We start from the raw sequence: 20189 nt of genomic DNA on the forward strand, positions 1-20189 counted from the left end.
CAAGATCGCGATTTGTGCACCCCTTCACAAACACCTACTCTGTAGTTCCGACGCGCCCTGCTAGCACAGCCGGCAATCTCGGTCGCCAGCGGGAGTCCCGAAACGACCGGCCCCCGTCGCTGGTCGAGGATCGCACCGCACGGAGTCTCATGAGCCAGCACCGTCAACCAGGCGCGCCCGGTCGCACCGGTGCCGTACCGGCGCTTCCGGACCTGCCCGAGGCGACCGTGTCGCGGCTCCCGGAATACCTGCGTGCGCTGCACGCGCTCGCCGACGCCGGGCACGAGACGGTGTCCAGCGAGGGCCTGGCCAACGCCGCCGGCGTCAACTCCGCGAAGCTCCGCAAGGACCTGTCCCACCTCGGCTCGTACGGCACTCGGGGCGTCGGCTACGACGTGGCGCTGCTGGTCGACCAGATCTCCGAGGTGCTCGGGCTCACCCAGTGCCGGACCGTCGCGCTCGTCGGCGTGGGTAATCTCGGTCACGCCCTGGCCGGCTACGACGGCTTCGCCAACCGCGGATTCCGCATCGCCGCGCTGCTCGACGCCGACCGGTCCCGCGTCGGCGAACAGATCAACGGCCTGGTCGTACGGCACGTCGACGAGCTGCCGCAGATCGTCGCCGAGGAGTCGATCTCGATCGGCGTCATCGCCACCCCCGCCCCGGCCGCCCAGGCGGTCGCCGACCTGTTGGTCGCCGTCGGCGTGACGAGCATCCTCAACTTCGCGCCGTGCGTACTCTCGGTTCCGGACGGGGTCGACGTGCGCAAGGTCGACCTCGCCATCGAGCTGCAGATCCTGTCCTTCCACGAGCACCGCAAGGCATCGCTGACCGCGCTCCCCGCCACCGGCGGGTCCGCCCTCACCGCCCTGCCCGGCGGACTCGCGGCCACCGACACCCAGGAGGCGATCGGCACGTGAAACTGCTCGTCGTCGGCGCGTCCTACCGCACCGCCCCGGTCGCCACCCTGGAACAGCTGGCCGTCCCGCCCGCCGACCTCACCCGCACGCTGGACCGCCTGATCGCCCAGCCGTACGTCGCCGAGGCCGTCCTGGTCTCCACCTGCAACCGGGTGGAGGTCTACGCCGCCGTCTCCGGGTTCCACGGCGGACTCGGCGACATCTGCGCGGTCCTGGCCGACCAGGCCGGCTGCCAGCCGGCGGCGCTCGCGCCGCACCTCTACGTGCACTACGACGCCGCCGCCGTGGACCACGTCTTCCGGGTGGCCGCCGGGCTCGACTCGATGGTGGTGGGCGAGGCGCAGATCCTCGGCCAGCTCCGCGACGCCTACCACTCCGCCGGTGGCGCCGACTCGGCCGGCCGGCTGCTGCACGAGCTCATGCAGCAGGCGCTGCGGGTCGGCAAGCGCGCGCACGCCGAGACCAACATCGACCGGGCCGGGCAGAGCGTCGTCACCGCCGCCCTCGACCTCGCCGCCGAGCTGCTCGACGGTGACCTCGCCGGTCGGCCCGCGATGGTGGTCGGCGCGGGCGCGATGGGCTCGCTGGGCGTGGCCACGCTGTCCCGGCTGGGCGCCGGCCCGCTCACCGTGACCAACCGGGGCGCCGCCCGTGCCGTCCGGCTCGCCGAGTCGTACGGCGCGTCGGCCGTGCCGATGGCCGAGCTGATCACCGCGCTCGCCGAGGTCGACGTCGTGGTCGCCGCCACCGCCGCCACCGAGCCGGTGCTCACCCGTGACGTCGTGACCCGGGCGCTGGCCCGCCGGGACGCCGGCCGCGGCCCGCTGGTCCTGCTCGACCTGGCCGTCCCGCGCGACGTCGAGCCCGGCGTCGCCGAGCTGCCCGGCGTCGAGGTGATCGACATCGACCGGATGGCCGCCGTCCTCGCCGACGGACCGGCCGCGGCCGACGCCGCCGAGGTGGCCCGGATCGTGGCCGGCGAGGTCGAGGCGTTCCTGAGCTGGCTGCGCGGCGCCGACGTCGCGCCGACGGTGGCCGCCCTGCGTGGCCGGGCCGAGGACGTCGTCAGCGCCGAGCTGCGCCGGCTCGGCCAGCGCCGGCCCGACCTCAGCGACGACCAGCGCGCCGAGGTCGCCCGCACCGTGCACCGGGTCGTGCAGCGGCTGCTGCACCAGCCGACCGTACGGGTCCGCCAGCTCGCCGCCGAGCCCGGCGGCGACCAGTACGCGGCGCTGCTGCGCGAACTGTTCGACCTGGACGTTCCGCAGACGTCCCCGGTCGACACCGTTCCCGACGTGGTCGCCACCGACTCCGACGGCCGGTCGTCGTTCGACGCCGCCGACGTCCCGCCCACCGGAGGTGCGCGATGACCGCCCCCCTTCGCCTCGGTACCCGGGGCAGCGCCCTGGCGATGGCCCAGTCCGGCCACGTCGCCGAGGCCCTCACCGCGGCCACCGGCCGACCGGTCGAGCTGGTCGAGGTGGTGACCGCCGGCGACAGGTCCACCGCCCCGGTGCAGCGGCTCGGCGTCGGTGTGTTCGTCTCCGCGCTGCGCGACGCGCTGACCGCCGGCGAGATCGACTTCGCCGTCCACTCGTACAAGGACCTGCCCACCGCGGCGGCGCCCGGCCTGCACGTCGCGGCCGTACCGCCGCGGCAGGACCCGCGTGACGCGCTGGTGGCCACGAACGGCCGTACGCTCGCCGAGCTGCCGCCCGGCGCCCGCGTCGGCACCGGCGCGCTGCGCCGGATCGCCCAGCTGCACGCGCTGGGCATGCAGTTGGAGGTCACCCCGATCCGGGGCAACGTCGACACCCGGCTCGGCCGGGTGCTCGGCCCGGACGCCGACCTCGACGCCGTCGTGCTGGCCCGCGCCGGGCTCAACCGGATCGGCCGCGCCGACGTCATCACCGAGACGCTCGACCCGATGCTCATGCTGCCCGCGCCCGCTCAGGGTGCGCTGGCCGTCGAGTGCCGGGCCGACGACCAGGACGTGATCGAGCTGCTCGCGCTGCTCGACCACGCACCGTCCCGTGCCGCGATCATCGCGGAACGGGCGCTGCTGGCCACCCTGGAGGCAGGATGCAGCGCACCCGTGGCCGCGTACGCCGTCCTCGCCGAAGGCGAGCCCACCGACGAGGGCGACGTCAATCAGGAGATCTACCTGCGCGGTGCAGTGATCAGCCCGGACGGTTCGCGTGACCTCCGGCTGTCCCGCACCGGAACGCCCGCCGACGCGGCGGAGATCGGCAAGGCACTCGCCGCCGAACTCCTCGAACTCGGCGCCGACTCGATCCTCGGCCAGGACGCACAGGCCGGCCCGGGGACCCAGCAACTTGGGAGCACAGAATGACCCGCACCCGTAAGCCCGTAGGCCAGATCGCATTCGTCGGGGCCGGTCCCGGCGACCCGGGCCTGCTGACCCGCCGGGCGCTGGACGCCCTGGTCGACGCCGACCAGGTGGTCTACGACCGGGGCGTACCCGAGTCGCTCCTGGCGCACGTCCGCGCCCAGGCCCGGCCCGACGCCGAGTTCAGCCCCGCCGAGGGCGTGCCGGGGGACGTGGCGAAGGTGCTGATCTCCGCGGCCCGGGCCGGGCAGAACGCCGTGCACCTGGTCGCCGGCGACCCGTTCGGCCACGACTCGGTGGTCAAGGAGGTGCAGGCGGTCGCGCGTACCGCCGCGCACTTCGAGGTGGTGCCGGGCGTCGGCCAGGCCGAGGGCGTCGCCACCTATGCGGGTGTCCCGCTGCCGGGCGTACGCACCGCCGCCGACGTCGAGGACGTCACCGCGCTGGACTTCGAGGCGCTCGCCACGGCCGTGGGCCGGGGTTCGCTGGCGCTCGCCGTGGACGCCGGTGACCTGGCCGCCGTCCGGGACGGCCTGCTGGCCGCCGGGGTCGACGGCACCACAGCGGTCGGGGTGACCGGCGACGGCACCGGCGAGACGCAGTACACCACCACGTCGAGCGTGGACTCGTTCGTCGCGGCGGCGCTCGGCTTCACCGGCCGGGTGGTGCTCACCGTCGGCGCGGCCGTCACCGACCGCGACAAGCTGAGCTGGTGGGAGAACCGCCCGCTGTACGGCTGGAAGGTGCTGGTGCCCCGCACCAAGGAGCAGGCGGGCGTGATGAGCGCACGGCTGCGCGCCTACGGGGCGATCCCGTGCGAGGTGCCGACCATCGCGGTCGAGCCGCCGCGCACCCCGGCGCAGATGGAGCGGGCGGTCAAGGGCCTGGTCGACGGCCGGTACGCCTGGGTCATCTTCACCTCGGTGAACGCGGTCCGGGCGGTGTGGGAGAAGTTCGCCGAGCACGGCCTCGACGCCCGCCACTTCGGCGGCGTGAAGATCGCCTGCATCGGTGACGCCACCGCCGAGGCGGTCCGCGCCTTCGGCATCCAGCCCGAGCTGATCCCGTCCGGGGAGCAGTCCTCCGAGGGCCTGCTGGCCGAGTTCTCGCCGCACGACGAGATCCTCGACCCGGTCGGCCGGGTGCTGCTGCCGCGCGCCGACATTGCCACCGAGACCTTGGCCGCCGGCCTGACCGAGCGGGGCTGGGAGGTCGACGACGTGACCGCGTACCGGACCGTGCGCGCGGCGCCGCCGCCCGCCGAGATCCGCGACGCGATCAAGTCGGGCGGGTTCGACGCGGTGCTGTTCACCTCGTCGTCCACGGTGCGGAACCTCGTCGGTATCGCCGGGAAGCCGCACGCGCGGACCGTTGTTGCAGTGATCGGGCCCAAGACGGCGGAGACCGCGACCGAGTTCGGCCTGCGCGTCGACGTGCAGCCGCCGCACGCCTCGGTCCCCGACCTGGTGGAGGCGCTCGCCGCCTACGCCGTCGAGCTGCGGGAGAAGCTCGCCGCCATGCCGGCGAAGCAGCGCCGGGGCTCGAAGGTGCAGGGCCCGACCGCCCTGCGGTTCCGCTGACAGGAGGCCCGTCATGCCGTACCCCGAGATCCGGCCCCGCCGGCTGCGTAGCAACGCGGCCGTGCGGCGGCTGGTCTCCGAGACCCGCGTCGACCCGGCCGAACTGGTCGTGCCGATGTTCGTCAAGGAGGGGCTGACCGAGCCGCGGGCCATCGCGTCGCTCCCGGGGGTGCTCCAGCACTCCCGGGACTCGCTGCGCAAGGCCGCCGCGGAGGCGGTCCAGGCCGGGGTCGGCGGGATCATGCTGTTCGGGGTGCCGGCGACGCGGGACGAGACCGGCTCCGGTGGCGTCGACCCGGCCGGCGTGCTCAACACGGCGATCCGGGACGTGATCGCCGAGGTCGGCGACTCGACTGTGGTGATGAGCGACCTGTGCCTGGACGAGTTCACCTCGCACGGGCACTGCGGCCTGCTCACCCCGGACGGCGGGGTCGACAACGACGCCACACTCGCCGCGTACGCCGACATGGCGGTGGCCCAGGCCGCCGCCGGGGTCCACGTGGTCGGGCCGTCCGGGATGATGGACGGCCAGGTCGGCGTGGTCCGCAAGGCGCTCGACACCGCCGGGCACCAGGACGTCTCGGTGCTCGCGTACGCCGTGAAGTACGCCTCCGCCTTCTACGGCCCGTTCCGCGACGCGGTGGAGTCGGCGCTGGAGGGGGACCGGCGCACCTACCAGCAGGACCCGGCGAACCTGCGCGAGTCGCTGCGCGAGGTCGAGCTGGACGTGGCCGAGGGCGCCGACATGGTGATGGTCAAGCCGGCGCTGCCCTACCTCGACGTGGTGTCGGCGGTCCGGGCCGCGGTGAACGTCCCGGTCGCCGCCTACCAGGTCTCCGGCGAGTACGCGATGGTCGAGGCCGCCGCCGCGAACGGCTGGATCGACCGCGAGCGCGTGATGCTGGAGACGCTCACCTCGATCCGCCGGGCCGGCGCCCAGATCATCCTCACCTACTGGGCCGTCGAGGCCGCCCAGCTGCTGCGCGAGCGCTACTGACCGACGCGCGCCCGACGTCGCTCGCGCTGCCGGCACGTCGCCAGCGGGCTCGCCTCGCGCTGGTTCGTGCAGCCGACGACGGTTGTCCACAGCCAGGCCGGTCACTCAGCGCAACCTTCCGGCCTGCGGGCTGCTTCACCTCTGGCCCACTTTGCTCTGCAGCCATGGGCGCAACTGTCACGAAGCGTGAGTGCCGCCTCGATGGCTGCAGAGCAAAGTCTGCCGAGGTGGTTCCTGCTGCCGCCGCGATCTCGGGGATTGTATCCGCTTACGTCCTATTTGTTGATCGCGTTTGGCTGCCGGCTTCCGCGCGATACCTAACGCTGAGTGAAGATCACGCTCTGTGTGTGTCGGCGGCTGGCGCAGAGCCGGGTTGGGCGCCGTCTGCCAGGTTTTCCACAGGAGCCGGGCGCGGGGTTGCCGGGCCAGGGCGGACGGCGGGACCGTGGGCGGCGTGACAGACATCGCCGACACCGGGCCGGAAGCCGCTCCCGCCAACGGCACCGCACGCGCGGTGTCCGCCGATCCAGGCGCCGAGGCCGGGGCTACCGCCGCGGCGGCGGCAGACGGCGGGCCGGCACTGCTCACCGAGCCGTTCGACGTGCCGTTCCCGGCGCCGGGGATCGTCCGGGCGGTGCGTCGCCGGGCCGACACCAGCCAACGTGAGCTGGCCCGGTTCGCCCGGGTGCATCCGAGCACGATCGGGCGGATCGAGGCGGGCAGCCTGACGCCGAGCCTGGCCATGCTGTCCCGCATCGTCGGCACGGCCGGCTTCCGGCTCGTGGTCGTCGACGAGGCCGGCCGGGTGCTCAAGCCGATGCGGGACCGGGCCGACCTGCGCGACGGCGCGGAGCGGCGGTACCCGTCCCACCTCGACATCGTCACCGACCCGGAGCCCGGGGAGTGGTGGGCCGACCGGTACGGGCTGGCCCGCCCGCCGGAGACCTTCTACCGCAATCGGGAGGTCCGGGACTGGCTGCGCCGCCGCAGCCAGTGGGAGGTGCGGGTGGCCAAGTACCGGAGCGTGCCGCCCCCGCCCGACCCGCAGCGGTGCGGATACCGCGGCGGCCCGCCGATCCGCCCATGAGCGAATCGACGGGCCGCCGCGCGGAACGCCGCTCAGTCGTCGTTCAGGATCGTCCCGACGCCGGACGGGTCGGCGAGCCGCAGGCCCGGCACACCCGCCACGTACAGCGTGAGCTTCTCGTCCGCCTCGCGCTTGCGGTCACCGCGCACGGTGACCGGGAACGTCAGCGAGGTCCGGCCCGCGGCCAGCACCCGGCAGCCCACGTACGGGTCGTAGTCCGACCCGGCCTGAGCTGTGGTGCCGTACGTGGTCGCGCAGATCAGGGCCGGCTCGGAGAGCGGGCGGGACACGGTGACGGTGAACGTCATCGCGCTGGTGCCCTTGTCGCCCTCGGCGACCGAGGTGTCCGCGACCCGCAGCGAGGCGCGCGACCGGAACCGGGCCACCTGCGGGTCGTGGTCGCTGGCGCCCCGGTCGCCCAACTCCGGCGCGTCGGTGGGGTAGTCGGCGTTGATGTGCGCCGTCCGCACCTGCACCAGGTCGTCGTGCATCGGGTCGTTGACGAAGAGGTTGTCCAGCGTCTGCGCCTGACCGCTGAAGGTGTACGAGTACGCCGACGCGGGCGCGTCCGCCACCAGGTCGTCCCAGAGGTTGTGCAGCCCGGCCTCGTACAGCGGGGCGAGCTGGTCCGACGGGGTCGGGTTCTGGGCGGTGGCGATCGGGTCGTCCGGGCGGGGGAAGACGTTCAGGTCACCGCCGTACACCACGCGGGCGTTCGGGTCGCTCGTCTCGACCGCCTGGACGATCGCCGCCCCGTACGCGGCCTGCTCGCGGCGCTGCCCGACCCGGCTGTCCGGCCCGGACGAGAAGTGGTTGGCGACCGCCCAGAGCGTGAACCGCTCGGTCGATCCAGGGCCGGCCTTCACGGTGAACCGGGCCACCTGCGCCGCGCGGGTGTAGACGTTGCTACCGTCCACCCCGGTCGACCGGTCCACGTCGGCCGGCAGCACCGCGTTGAACGCCTTCGGGTTCTGCACGTCGGTGTTGGACGGCAGCGCCGCCGAGCGGTACTGGACCGTCGGGGCGGAGCCCAGCAGCGGGTCCGCGGCGGTCGCCTCGGCGAGCGTGAGCCGGTCGGTCCGGTAGAGGAACGCCGAGGCGATGCCCCGGGCGTCCGCGCCGGTCCGGTCGTACGCGGCGGCGTACGCCGGGCCGCCGTTCGCCGCGATGGTCAGCGCCAGCTCCTGCACGGTGTCCGGCGCGCCGTCGGCGTTGTTGGTGTCACCGCAGGCCAGAGCGCCGTCGACCACCGAGCAGATGTCCTGGTCCTCGGCCTCCTGCACCAGGATCAGATCCGGGCTGTGCAGCGAGTCGACGATCTGACGGGCCTGCACGGCCAGCCGGGCGGCGTACGCCTCGGGGCTCGCCGGCACGTAGTCGAACGGCGGGCTGACCCCGGGGCACCCGGTGTTGCCGGCGAAGTCACAGCCGTCGAACGGGTCGTCCCGGTAGTCGTACAGGTTCTCCACGTTGTACGTGGCGATCGCGACCTCGCTGCCGCGGTCGGCGGGCAGCGGCGGGTGGTTCGCGGCCGGGTCGGCGCCGCCGGTCAGGGTGAGCTGCTCGGGCTGCACGCTGTACTTGCTGAACGCGTACGAGACGGAGCCGTAGGCGTCCTCGGTGAGCGTGTCGAACGTGCGCGCCTCGGGCAGCAGCGCCCGGGAGTCACCGGCGGTCGCCTTCACGCCGCCGGCACCCAGCAGGATGCGCTGGTTGTTGCCGTTGTCGAACAGCGTGCCGGGGATGTCGTCGAGCGGGTGCGCGTCCCGGAACACCCGCCGGGCGTACGGGTCGGACCGCTTCATCACCGGGTCCTCGCGGTCCAGCACGTAGATCTCGGAGTCGGCGGTGGAGGAGTAGATGTGCCGGGGCGCCGAGACGCCGCTGCCGGCGCGTACCCGCATCCGCTCGCCCTCGTGCCGCTCCCAGAACAGGTCGGCGGCGGCCGCCTCGGCCGGCGGGACCGCGTCGTCGACCCGGACCGCGGTGTCCACGTCGAGGCCGGAGTCCAGCTTGCGGACCAGCGAGGCACCGGAGAGCTGGGTCTGGTTGAAGTACTCGGAGACCCGGCCGCGCAGCACGACCTCGTCGCCGACGGTCGGGGCGTACCCGCCGATCAGCGTGGTGAACGAGCCCATGAAGACGAACAGCCCGTCGGAGGTCAGCGGATCGCCGTCCTCGGTGCCGAGCCGGCTCTGGAGGTAGAAGCCCCACTGGACGGCCCCGGCCGAGCTGCGGGTCAGCGACATGCCGGTGATGACGCCGCGCACGTCGTACAGCGTGGAGCTGGTGCCGTTGCCGCTGGCCGGTGCGAGCGGCGACCGGTCGGTGCGGCCGTCCTCGTCGCCGGCGGTGCGGCCCTGCACCTCGCCGATCGACAGCACGCTGGTGGCCTGCACGGTGAGCGTGCAGGTGGCGGTGCCGCCCTCGGCGTCGGTGGAGGTCACGGTGACCGCGTAGCTGCCGGCCGGCAGGCCGGTGGCGGTGACCGTCGCGGTGGCCGTGCCACCGTTCCCGGCCGCCGGGGTGAACGCGGTACGGCTGATCGAGCCGTTCGCCGGCACCGGCACCACCGAGGTGACCGCCAGGTCGGTGACCGTGTCGTCGGCGTCGGTCGCGGTGACCTCGCGGGTCGCCGTGGCGCCCGCCGACAGCGTCAGCGCCCCGCCGCAGGCCAGGGTGGGCGGCTGGTCGACCGGGCCGCCTCCGCCGACGGTGTGGCTGCCCAGCCCGTCGAACGTGTCGGTGGCGAAGCCGGCCCACTGCGCGGCCGGGTCGAACGCGTCCGCCGGGTCGGTGTCGCCGGCGGTCACCGAGGGCAGCCGGCGCAGCGTGTTGTCCGCAGTGCTGGTGAGCCCGCTGCCCCACTCGCTGCCCGGGTCGACGCCGACCTGGCCGAGGGAGTCGACCACCGCGTCGCCCTTGCGCAGCACGATCGCGTCGTCGCCGTTGAACAGCGAGCCGGAGTACGTCTGGTCGGCCTGGGCGAGGATCGCCGGCGCGGCCGCCGCGGCGGCGAGGACGAACACGTCACCGGCCGCGACGGTCCCGGTCAGGGCCACGTTCGTCGAGGTGGTGGCACCGTTGAAGAAGAGCTGGAGCTGGTAGCCGCCGGCCGCCAGGTCGATCGGGGCACCGGTGCCGTTGTACAGCTCGACGGCCTTGTTGTTGGACGACCCCTCGACGTATTCGGAGATGAACAGGTCGGTGGGCGCGGCGCTGGCCGCGGTGGGTGCGACAGCGATCACCGTGAGGGTGACGGCGGCGGTGGTCGCGAGCGCGGCGAGGGTGCGGCGCGGGCGCATGGGGCCTCCACGATGGGTGGACAGGAACTAACGAACGTTAAGGCTCTGGTGGGTGCACCGTCCAGCCCCTTCGATGGCCGGCCGGTGAACGCTCAGCGGTGACTGTCCAGCCGGTGCACCAGCTCGGCCACGTCCACACCGTATTCGCACCAGTCGCGGTCGGGGCGGTAGCCCAGCTCGGCGTTGACCTTCAGCATCGACTCGTTGTCCTGCGCGTTCCAGGTCTGCACCTCGGCCACCTCCGGCTCGGCCGAGCGAAGCTCCAGCAGCATCCGCGCCTTGATGGCCCGGTCGATGCCGTAGCCGCGGTGGTCGTGGACGACGATCGTGTCGTACTGGTCGGCCCGGGTCGGGTGCTGCGCCGGCACCACCACCTCGGTCAACCCGGCCACCTCGCCGGTCTGCTCGTGCAGTGCCAGCACGATGTACGGCTTCATGCCGCGCCGGTGCAGCGTGGCGAGGCTGTCGCGCAGCCGGTCCGGGTCGTAGGAGCTGGGCCGCAGCTCCACGTCGTCGGAGTCGCGCACCTCGGCCTTGGCCCGCGCGTACGCCTCGATGAGCTCGTCCGGCGGGCCACCCGGCCAGAACTCCACGCGGTAGCCCGCGCCGACCTCGGCGGCCATCTCGGTGAGCGCCGGCCAGTCCACCGTGCGCAGGTCGAGCACGCTGCGGGTCTCCACGTAGTCGCGGGTGAAGCCCAGCGACTCGTAGAACCCCACGGCCGGGGTGTCGCCGACCACCTCCACGCCGATCGACTGGAAGCCCTCGTCCCAGACCCGGCGGGCGGCCACCCGCACCAGCTCACGGCCGATGCCGCTGCGCCGGATCGACGGGTGCACCAGCACCTCGAGCACGCCGATTCCGCCGAGCAGCAGCACGTGCACATGCCCGAGGATCGCACCGGGCGTGCCGTCCGGGGCGTCGTCGTCCTGCGCGACCCACGAGATCCGCCGCTCGCCGGGCATGACCTCGGACAGATACTCCCGCATGGAGCTCTCCCGCCATGGCGGATCCTGCGGCAGATCGGCCGCCAGGACCGCGTTCAGCGTGTCCAGCAGGGACGCGATCTCGGCGGACGACGCGGTCCTGGGATCCCACTCGCGCACCATCACCCGTCTAGCTTGCCGTCAACGGCAGCCGGGGGGAAGGGTTCAGTCCGCGAATGTACGCGAGCCGTCACCTCACGTTGCGGCTGAGCCTGCCGTACTCGTCGGCCTTGTCGAAGACGTCCTGGGCGTACCGACGCACATCGTTGTAGGAGAGGATGGCGCCCCACCAGTCGCCCGGGATGGTCATGTTCCGGCCGCCCTTGCACAGGTAGAGCCCGGCGGCCAGCGCCGCGTCGTCGATGTCGTGCGGGTTCTTCACGCCGTCGCCGTCGGCGTCCGCGCCGATCTCCTGCCAGGTGGTCGGGATGAACTGCATCGGGCCGAGCGCCCGGTCGTGGACCCGGTCGCCGTCGAGCGTTCCCTGGTCGGTGTCGAGGATGCGGGACCGGCCACCCTGCCCGTCGAGCGGCTGCCCCTTGATCTCCGGCAGGGCCCGGCCGTCGGCTTGCAGCGTGGCGCCGTTGGCCGCGCCGTGACGCGACTCGACGTACCCGATCGCGGCCAGCGTGGTCCAGCTCAACTGGCAGGCGCGGTTGGTCTGGGCGAGCACCAGCTCGGCGTAGGCGTACGCCTGGAGCGCCACCGCGGGGATGCCGGTCACCGCGCCGACCCGCTGCGCCCAGCCGGCGAGCGCGTCGGCGGGGCGTCCGGCGGGCAGCACCGGGGCGGTGGTCGCGCCGGGCAGCGGTGTGCCGGTCGGTGCGGCGGTGCCGGGCAGGCCGGTCAGCTCCGGCAGCGGGGGCGTGGCGGGCGCCGCGGCGGTCTGCGGCACGCTCTGCGACGGCGTGGCGTCGGCGACCGGTTCCGGCCGGCCGACCGCCGCCGGCACGATCACCGCACCGGCCGTTGCGGCGGCGGCGACCAGGGCGAGCAGGAACAGCGCGGGCAGCGTGGTGCGCCCGCCGGGCCGCCGGGACCAGGCGCGGGTGGCCCGGGCCGCGCCGACGGCGAGCTGCCTGGGGCGCGCCCGGACGGCGTGCGCGAACGGCATCCGCCGACGCCGCCCGCCGACGGCCGCCGCCTCGGCCTTCGCCTCCGGGCCGGAGTCAGTCTGCTGGGGCCCGCTCGCCCCGGACTCACCGTCCGGCTTCGCACCTGGCTCGGGCTGCGGCTTCGTGCCGGGCTCGGCGCCCGCGTCGTGTCGGGCATCCGGCTCCGGCGGCGGCTTCTCACCCGGCTCGGGGCCCGCGCCGGCAGCCGCACCCGCATCGCGGGCCGGGTCGGCGGGCGGCTTCGGGGGGAGCGCGTCGCGCTCGCGCCGGGGACGCGGGACGGGCGGGGCGCCGTCGTCGGGCGGCGGCGCGGCGGGTCGCAGGGGCCGGGCCGTCGCTCGCCGTTCGCCGTCCACCACCCGTCGAGTATCACCCATCCGGGTGACGACGTCAGGCCCGGCCGTACGCTTGGGACATGCCCCGGTACGAGTTCCGTTGCCGCGCCTGCGGCGACACCTTCGAGGTCAACCGCCCGATGGCCGAGGCCGGACGGCCGGCCACCTGCCCGCAGGGCCACGCCGACACGGTGAAACTGCTGTCCACGGTGGCCGTCACCGGCCGGGGCGGCTCCGCTCCGAGCGGTGGGATTCCCAGCGGTGGCGGTTGCTGCGGCGGCTCCTGCGGCTGCTGACTTTCCGCCGCCCGTCCCGCGGGTCGATCGGGGTCTTGCCGCCGCTGTGATCTTTTGGCACCTTGGGGCGGAATCTGCCCAGCCGTTCTCACGATGCGTGACGGCACGACCATAGGGCAGCATGAACCCGACGTCACCGGGCGGAGGTTCGACGTATGTCGCAAGGACACCACCTCCCCAGCGGGTGGGTGACCTTCGTGTTCACCGACATCGAGGGTTCGACGCGGCTGGCCCGGATGCTCGGCCCGGTCTACCGCCCGGTCCTGCACGAGCACCGGCGGCTGCTGCGCGACACCCTGGCCGGCACCGACGGCGCGGAGCTGCTGACCGAGGGCGACTCGTTCTTCCTCGCGTTCCCGGACGCCGCCGCCGCGGTCCGCGCCTGCCTTACCGCGCAGCGCGCGCTCGCCGGCCACGACTGGCCCAACCCGGACGCCACCCCCCGGGTGCGGATGGGGCTGCACACCGGCTACGCCGAGCCCCGCGACGGCGAGTACGCCAGCCCCGAGGTGCACCGGGCCGCCCGGGTGGCCGCCGCGGCGCACGGCGGGCAGGTGCTCTGCTCGGCCGCCACCGCCCAGCACGCCGACCCGCTGCCGGACGGGGTGTCCCTGCTGGACCTCGGGCTGCACCGGCTGCGCGGCTTCGACGACCGGGAGCGGTTGTTCCAGCTCGTCGCACCCGGGCTGGAGCGGCGGTTCCCGCGTCCGCGTACCGCCGACGCGACAGCGCACAACCTGCCCACCCAGGTCACCTCGTTCGTCGGCCGGCAGGCCGAGCGGGCCGAGCTGGGGCGGCTGGTCGAGGCGTACCGCCTGGTGACGGTGCTCGGCGCGGGCGGCGCCGGCAAGACCCGGCTGGCGGTGGAGCTGGCCTCCGGGATCGTCGAGGACTACCCGGACGGCGTCTGGTTCGTCGACATCGCCGCGGTGACCGACCCGGGGCTGGTGGCGTTCGAGATCGCCGCCGTGCTCGGCCTCCGTCCCGAGCCGGGCCGGCCGATGCTCGACACCCTCGTCGAGTACGCGGCGCCGCGCCGGATGCTCGTGCTGCTCGACACCTGCGACGCCCAGACCGCCGCGTCGGCCGAGGTGATCAGCCGGTTGCTGGCCGGTGGCCGAGGCGTGCGGGTGCTGGCGACCAGCCGGGAGTCGTTCGGCGTACCCGGCGAGGTGGTGTGGCGGATCCCGCCGCTGTCGGTGGACGAGGGGCCCGACGGCGGGGGCAGCGACGCGGTGGCGCTGCTGCTGGACCGTACCGCCGTGGCCCGGGGCGGCCGTGCGCCGGAGCCCGCCGAGCAGGCCGACCTGCACCGGGTGGTACGCCGCCTGGACGGGTTGCCGCTGGCCATCGAGCTGGCCGCGGCCCGGCTGCGGGTGCTCTCGGCCGGCCAACTTGCCGAGCGGCTGGACGACATGCTGGGCACGCTCGACGCCGGCCGGGAGACCGCGGAGCCGCCGCCGGTGGAGGCGGGCTGGAGCGGCAACCAGCAGGACACGGTGGACCTGGTGGCCGCCGCGACCGGCGCCGCCCCGCCCACCCCGGCGACCCGGGCGGTGCAGCGTTCGGCCAGCGAGCGGCACCTGACCATCCAGGCCACCGTGACGTGGTCGTACCGGACGCTGGGCGCGCGCTCGGCCCGGCTGCTGCGCTGGATGGCGGTGTTCGCCGGCCCGGTGGACCTGCCGACGGTGCAGTGGCTGCTCGACGAGGACCCGCTCGACCCGCTGTCGGTGCTGGTGGACAAGTCGATGGTGCTGGCCGAGCCGCACGCCTCCGGCAGCACCTACCGGATGCTCGACCCGATCCGCGCGTACGCGGCCCGGCGGCTGGTCGAGGCGGGCGAGGAGCAGAGCGCCCGGGACCGGCACGTCGCCTGGTGCCGGCACGCGCTGGACCGGGCACACCTGGGAGCGGACGGCCGCCCGGTGACGCTGTCCCTGTACGCGCTCGACCCGCTGGCGAACGAGCTGCGGGCCGCGTTGCGCTGGTGCGCCACCGGCGGCAGCGCCCGGTCGGGGCTGTCGCTGGCGGGCGACCTGGACCAGTGGTGGCGGGAGCGCGGGCTGGCCCGGGAGGGGCGGCTCTGGCTGTTCCGGCTCTACGGCCGGCTCGCCGAGACCGGCGAGGTGATGCCGGACGCCGAGCTGGCCGCCGCGTACCACATGCACTCGCTGCACGCGGGCGCGGACGGCGAGTTCGGCGAGGAGCTGCGGTACTCGCAGCGGGCCGAGGCGGCGGCCCGGCAGTCCGGCGACCGGGGGCTGCTAGCCCGGGTGCTGGCCGGACGCGCCGCGCCGCTGGTCGACATGGGGCAGTTCGCCGAGGCGGAGCGGGTCTGCCGTGAGGTGATCGACTGGGCGTTCGCGCAGGACGTGGTGGGGGACGCGCTGCTGGCCGTCTACAACCTCGCCGAGCTGCTCTGGCGCCGGGGCGCGCTGGACGAGGCGGCCGACCTGCTCGCCGCGGCCCGCCCGGTCGAGGCGGCCCGGCCGGCCGAGCGGGGCGGCCGATCGGTGGACATGCTGCTCGGCATGGTGGCCCTGGCCCGGGGCGATCTGGTCGCCGCGCACGAGCATCTGCTGGTGGCGTTGCGGTCCCGGATGAGCCACGGCTACCTGGGCCGGGCCTGCGACACGATCAACGCGATAGCGGTGCGTTGCGCGCTCGCCGGGGACGCGCTCTCCGCGGCCCGGCTGTTCGGGGCGGCGCAGGCCACCCGGGCGAACCTGCGGGCCACGCCGGGGATATACGGCCCGTACTGGTCGGCCCGGCAGAAGGAGCTGCGCCGGGTGCTCGGCGACGAGGCGTTCGACGCCGCCTACGGCGCCGGGTCGGGGCTGCGGCTGGACGAAGTGGCGGCGCTGGCGCTGCACGTCGAGCATCCGGACCTGGCCGCCGACTCGCCCCGGTTCGGCGTGCGGCCGCCGGGTTCCTGGCCGGCGTTCGAGCCACGCAGCACGGCCGGCTGAGCGCGTCGGGGAGCCCGCCGGGCGGCGGACTCCCCGTGCGGTGGGTCAGGCGCGCGCGGCGGCGCGACGTTCGGCGTCGGCCTTCATCCGGGCGGCGCGGTCGAGGTCGGCCTGCGACACGGCGGCGACCGAGCCGAAGACGCTCACCGCCTGGTAGTACGTCCAGGCGAGGCTGTAGCAGGCGGGCCGGACCACCGCGTTGTACGTGGCGCAGACCCGCTTCAGGTCGGCGTAGAAGGCGCTGTCCAGGCGGGACTTGGCGGCCGAGAAGACGCCCATCGCCTTGTGGTTGCGGTAGCCGAAGTCGTGGCGGTAGCAGGAGAGCTTGAAGTTGAACCCGATCGGGTTGTCCGGGCTGGACGAGCAGTAGTCGGTGGACCAGTCGAAGCCGTACTCGGTCCAGGGCGCCCGGTTCTGCCGGGCGCTGTTCCAGGCGTTGTAGCTGGACGCGCTGGTCTGCGTCCAGCTGGTCAGGACGGACAGCTTCTGCTGGGTGCTCACCGCGGCGGCGGCCGGTGTGGCCAGACCGAGCAGGGTGAGCAGGGCGAGCGCGCCGGCGGCGAGGGTGGTGGCGAGGCGACGGGACACGGGAACCTCCGCGGGTGGTGGCCGGGATCTCCGGATGTCGACAAGTGTCGATCAAATGGGTGAGCTGGGGCGATGCCCCGGAGAACGGCTCGCTGACATCCGCCTGAACAGACGAATGCCCCCGGGTCGCGCGAGGCGGCCCGGGGGCATCCGGTGGGGGTCAGCGCACGAAGCGCGGCGGGCTCGCCGGGCTCTCGTTCGCCAGCCGGTCCAGCGCGGTCACGTAGTAGGTGTACCGGGCGCCGTCGGCCGCCGTGGCGTCCACCCAGGACTGCACGGCGCCGTCGGTGGCCCGAACGGTGCCGACCAGGTGCGAGGCGTCGGCGAAGTCGCAGCGCCCGGCCAGGCCGTGCCCGTCGAACCGGTAGATCGCGTACGACGCGGCGGTGCCGAGCGGGCCCTTGCCGTCGGCCGGCTGACGCCAGCTCAGGCGTACCCCGTCCGCCTCGCGCTGGGCCTTGGTGACCACCGGGAACAGCAGCGGCTTGCGCGGCAGGTGCGTCATGGTGGGCACCAGCGCCGGGCGGGAGTAGTGCTCGGCGGCGTAGATGTCGGTGGCGCCGAGCCGGTTGGCCCGCACCTGCACCGCGGAGAAGTGCACGTTGCCGAGCACCTCCGGGTACGACCGGTTGAGCGTCAGGTGGTTCGACAGCTCCTGCGGGTTCATCCAGAACGACCCGTACGCCGGGTCACCGCTCTTGTAGTCGGCCTGGCCGATGTAGAGCTGCACCCGCGTGCCGCGCACCTGCTCGGCCCACCACGGCACCAGCCGGGCGTAGTCGGCCGCCGGGTACTGGCCGATGTACCAGTAGAGCTGCGGCACGATGTAGTCGATCCACTCCTCCTTGACCCACTTGCGGGAGTCGGCGGAGATGATGTCGTACGACTGCGAGCCGGTGGTGTCCGAGCCGTTCGGGTCGGCCGACGCGTTGCGCCAGATGCCGAACGGGCTGACGCCGAACTTCACATACGGCTTGACCGCCTTGATCTTGGCGTTCATCTCCTGGATCAGCAGGTTGATGTTGTCCCGCCGCCAGTCGGCCTTGTCGGTGAAGCCCCGGTTGTACGCCGCGAACGTGGCGTCGTCGGGCACCTGGTGGGTGCCGCTCGGGTACGGGTAGAAGTAGTCGTCGAAGTGCACGCCGTCGATGTCGTACCGCTTGACCGCGTCCATCATCGCGGTCTGGACGAACTCGCGGACCTCGGGGACGCCGGGGTTGTAGTAGAGCCGGCTGCCGGCGACGCCGGCGGGCGGGTAGGCGAAGACCCAGTCGGGGTGCTGGCGGGCCGGGCTGTCCGGGGCCAGCTGCGACAGGTCGGCGCCGGCGCCGCCGGGCGCGGGCATCGACACGCGGTACGGGTTGAACCAGGCGTGGAACTCCAGGTTGCGCTTGTGCGACTCGGCGACCAGGAAGTCCAGCGGGTCCCAGCCGGGGTTCTTGCCGCGTACGCCGGTCAGGTACTCCGACCAGGGCTCGTACGGCGAGGGCCAGAACGCGTCGGCGGTCGGGCGGACCTGGACCACGACGGCGTTGTGGTTGAGCTTCTGGGCCAGGTCGAGCCAGGCCAGGTATTCGGCCTTCTGCTTGGCCACCTGGTCCGGTGCGGTCCAGGAGTCCTTGCTGGGCCAGTCGATGTTCGTCACCGAGGCGATCCACATGGCCCGGAACTGGCGCTTGGGGGTGGCCGGGTCGGTGACGCAGTCGGTGGAGGGGGAAGTGGCGGTGCCGGTGTCGCCGGGGGCGGCCTGCGCCGGCGTGCCGGCGACCAGCGTGCCGAGCAGCGCCGCGGCCAGCGCGGCGGCTCCGAGCCGAGTTGCCTTCATGCGGTGCGGTCCCTTCGTCGGGTCCGGGGGGACGGTCGGCGGCGGGGTGTGGCGGCAAGATTCGCCGCGCTACCCATACCTCCGGTAGAAAACTTTCATCTATCCGTGCCCGGCGCAAGACCCTGACGGCCGATCGATGTCCCGTGTCGTCCGATCGGCCGGATCGTGACGATTCCGAGACACGCGGTGCGGGATTGGAGCGGAAAACGGCTGGGTAGCTTGCCGGTCGCAGACCGCCACCGTGGCGGCCACACGGCGGGGGAGGTGATCAGATGTCGGTCCTGCGTACCAAGCCGATCCGGGACGTGCTCGCCCAGGGCGACGCCGACGGCGAGGACGGCAAACCGGGCCTGCGGCGCCGGCTCGGCGCGGTCGACCTGATGGGCTTCGGCATCGGCATCGTGATCGGCACCGGCATCTTCACGCTCACCGGCGTCGAGGCGCGCAACAGCGCCGGGCCGGGCGTGGTGATCTCGTTCGGCATCGCCGGCCTGGTCGCGCTGCTCGCCGCGCTCTGCTACGCCGAACTGGCCAGCAGCGTGCCGACCGCCGGCAGCGCCTACACGTATGCGTACGCGACGATGGGCGAGATCGTCGCCTGGATCATCGGCTGGGACCTGCTGCTGGAGTTCGCGCTCGGCGCGGCGGTGGTGGCCCGCGGCTGGTCCGGCTACCTCGCCGACCTGTTCGGCCTGCCCAGCGCCTGGTTCGCCGAGGAGGGCAGCGTCGTCAACCTCGGCGCGATCGGCATCGTGCTGGTGCTCGGCGTGGTCGCCATCGTCGGCATCCGCGAGTCGGCCCGGGTCACCAACCTGCTCGTGCTGGTCAAGGTGGCGATCTGTGCCTTCGTCATCATCGCCGGGCTGTTCTTCGTCAAGGCGGCCAACCTCAGCCCGTTCATCCCGTCCGCGGAGCCGGCCGGCGCCGGGGACGACGGCATCAAGCAACCGGTCACCCAGGCGCTCTTCGGGTTGGAACCCTCCGTCTTCGGCTTCGTCGGGGTGCTCACCGCCGCCGCCGTCGTGTTCTTCGCGTACACCGGATTCGAGGCCGTGGCGAACCTGGGTGAGGAGACCCGCAAGCCCAAGCGGGACCTGCCGCTGGGCCTTCTCGGCACGCTCGTGATCTCCACGGTGCTCTACATCGGCGTCTCGCTGGTCGTCGTCGGCATGGTCAAGTACACCGAGATCGACGAGGGCGCGCCGATCGCGTCCGCGTTCCGGGCCGTCGGCGCGGGCTGGGCCGCGGTGCTCGTCTCCATCGCCGCCGTCGCCGGGCTCACCAGCGTGATCCTGGTCGACCTGGTGGCCATGGGCCGGATCGGCTTCGCCATCGCCCGGGACGGGCTCATCCCGCCCGCCATCGCCAAGGTGCACCCGCGCTGGGGCACCCCGTACCGGATCGCCGGGATCATGACGATCGCGGTGGCGCTGCTGGCCGGTTTCCTGCCGCTGTCGGCGCTCGCCGACCTGGTCAGCATCGGCGCGCTCTGCGCGTTCACGCTGGTCGCCATCGCGGTGCCGATCCTGCGCAAGCGCCGCCCCGACCTGGAGCGGCCGTTCAAGGTGCCGTTCTCGCCGGTGCTGCCGATCCTCACCGCCGTGGCGTGCCTCTACCTGAGCCTGAACCTGTCGGTGGAGACCTGGCTGCGGTTCCTCGCCTGGATGCTGATCGGCGCGGTCATCTACTTCGGGTACGGCCACCGCAAGAACCGGCTGGCCCGGCGCGAGCACTCGGACACCCCCGAGCCCGCCCCCACCCCCTGAGGCGGGCACCTGAAGGGCCCCCTTCTCGACGCCGGCGCGCGTCGAGAAGGGGGCCGTTCCCTATCCG

At 73.6% G+C, this 20189-nt stretch carries 14 protein-coding genes; 9 read left to right on the forward strand and 5 right to left on the reverse strand.

Going from position 1 to position 20189, the window contains the following annotated elements; genetic code table 11:
- Positions 1-149: 149 nt before the first annotated feature.
- From ACN27C_RS11275 to ACN27C_RS11300, 6 genes are all read left to right on the forward strand, one after another.
- Complete coding sequence (locus ACN27C_RS11275) at positions 150-920, forward strand: redox-sensing transcriptional repressor Rex (RefSeq protein ID WP_422751110.1); 771 nt, start codon at positions 150-152, stop codon at positions 918-920.
- Positions 917-2290: a glutamyl-tRNA reductase gene (locus ACN27C_RS11280; protein ID WP_422751111.1), complete on the forward strand. Its 1374-nt coding sequence runs from the start codon at positions 917-919 to the stop codon at positions 2288-2290. The genes ACN27C_RS11275 and ACN27C_RS11280 overlap by 4 nt, the downstream gene beginning before the upstream one ends.
- Positions 2287-3273 (forward strand): hydroxymethylbilane synthase, encoded by a 987-nt coding sequence (gene hemC, locus ACN27C_RS11285; protein WP_422751112.1) that lies wholly within the window; start codon positions 2287-2289, stop codon positions 3271-3273. The genes ACN27C_RS11280 and hemC overlap by 4 nt, the downstream gene beginning before the upstream one ends.
- Entirely contained in the window at positions 3270-4850 is a 1581-nt protein-coding gene (locus tag ACN27C_RS11290; protein ID WP_091426652.1) for a uroporphyrinogen-III synthase, read from the forward strand. Before hemC ends, ACN27C_RS11290 begins: the two co-directional genes overlap by 4 nt.
- Positions 4851-4863: 13 nt before the next feature.
- Positions 4864-5847 (forward strand): porphobilinogen synthase, encoded by a 984-nt coding sequence (gene hemB, locus ACN27C_RS11295; RefSeq protein ID WP_422751113.1) that lies wholly within the window; start codon positions 4864-4866, stop codon positions 5845-5847.
- Between the two features lie 454 nt (positions 5848-6301).
- The gene (locus tag ACN27C_RS11300; RefSeq protein WP_422751114.1) at positions 6302-6934 is read left to right on the forward strand and encodes a helix-turn-helix domain-containing protein; all 633 of its coding nucleotides are present in this window, start codon (positions 6302-6304) and stop codon (positions 6932-6934) included.
- A gap of 32 nt (positions 6935-6966) precedes the next feature.
- Here the strand turns inward: ACN27C_RS11300 and ACN27C_RS11305 are convergent, their stop codons facing one another.
- The 3 genes from ACN27C_RS11305 to ACN27C_RS11315 form a co-directional block, all read right to left on the reverse strand.
- On the reverse strand, positions 6967-10239 hold the full coding sequence (locus tag ACN27C_RS11305; protein ID WP_422751115.1) for a lamin tail domain-containing protein: 3273 nt from the start codon (positions 10237-10239) through the stop codon (positions 6967-6969).
- Between the two features lie 92 nt (positions 10240-10331).
- A complete protein-coding gene (locus ACN27C_RS11310) occupies positions 10332-11348 on the reverse strand; it encodes a GNAT family N-acetyltransferase (RefSeq protein ID WP_120572980.1) in 1017 nt (338 codons plus the stop codon).
- Between the two features lie 67 nt (positions 11349-11415).
- A complete protein-coding gene (locus tag ACN27C_RS11315) occupies positions 11416-12717 on the reverse strand; it encodes a murein transglycosylase (protein WP_422751116.1) in 1302 nt (433 codons plus the stop codon).
- A 38-nt stretch (positions 12718-12755) separates the two neighbouring features.
- On the opposite strand from ACN27C_RS11315, the gene ACN27C_RS11320 reads away from it, so the two are divergent.
- Together ACN27C_RS11320 and ACN27C_RS11325 are read left to right on the forward strand one after the other, a co-directional pair.
- The gene (locus tag ACN27C_RS11320) at positions 12756-12971 is read left to right on the forward strand and encodes an FmdB family zinc ribbon protein (RefSeq protein WP_013288739.1); all 216 of its coding nucleotides are present in this window, start codon (positions 12756-12758) and stop codon (positions 12969-12971) included.
- Between the two features lie 155 nt (positions 12972-13126).
- Positions 13127-15943, forward strand: a complete 2817-nt coding sequence (locus ACN27C_RS11325) for an ATP-binding protein (protein WP_121686088.1) — start codon at positions 13127-13129, stop codon at positions 15941-15943.
- 45 nt (positions 15944-15988) lie between these two features.
- Here ACN27C_RS11325 and ACN27C_RS11330 read toward each other — a convergent pair whose 3' ends face one another.
- Positions 15989-16531: a phospholipase gene (locus tag ACN27C_RS11330; RefSeq protein WP_422751117.1), complete on the reverse strand. Its 543-nt coding sequence runs from the start codon at positions 16529-16531 to the stop codon at positions 15989-15991.
- 160 nt (positions 16532-16691) lie between these two features.
- Positions 16692-18356, reverse strand: a complete 1665-nt coding sequence (locus ACN27C_RS11335) for a glycoside hydrolase family 10 protein (RefSeq protein ID WP_422751118.1) — start codon at positions 18354-18356, stop codon at positions 16692-16694.
- A 272-nt stretch (positions 18357-18628) separates the two neighbouring features.
- On the opposite strand from ACN27C_RS11335, the gene ACN27C_RS11340 reads away from it, so the two are divergent.
- Entirely contained in the window at positions 18629-20122 is a 1494-nt protein-coding gene (locus tag ACN27C_RS11340; RefSeq protein WP_120572985.1) for an amino acid permease, read from the forward strand.
- The last annotated feature ends 67 nt before the right edge of the window (positions 20123-20189 follow it).

The organism is Micromonospora sp. WMMD1219 (genome assembly GCF_049315215.1).
In the GTDB taxonomy this organism is placed as follows: domain Bacteria; phylum Actinomycetota; class Actinomycetes; order Mycobacteriales; family Micromonosporaceae; genus Micromonospora; species Micromonospora tulbaghiae.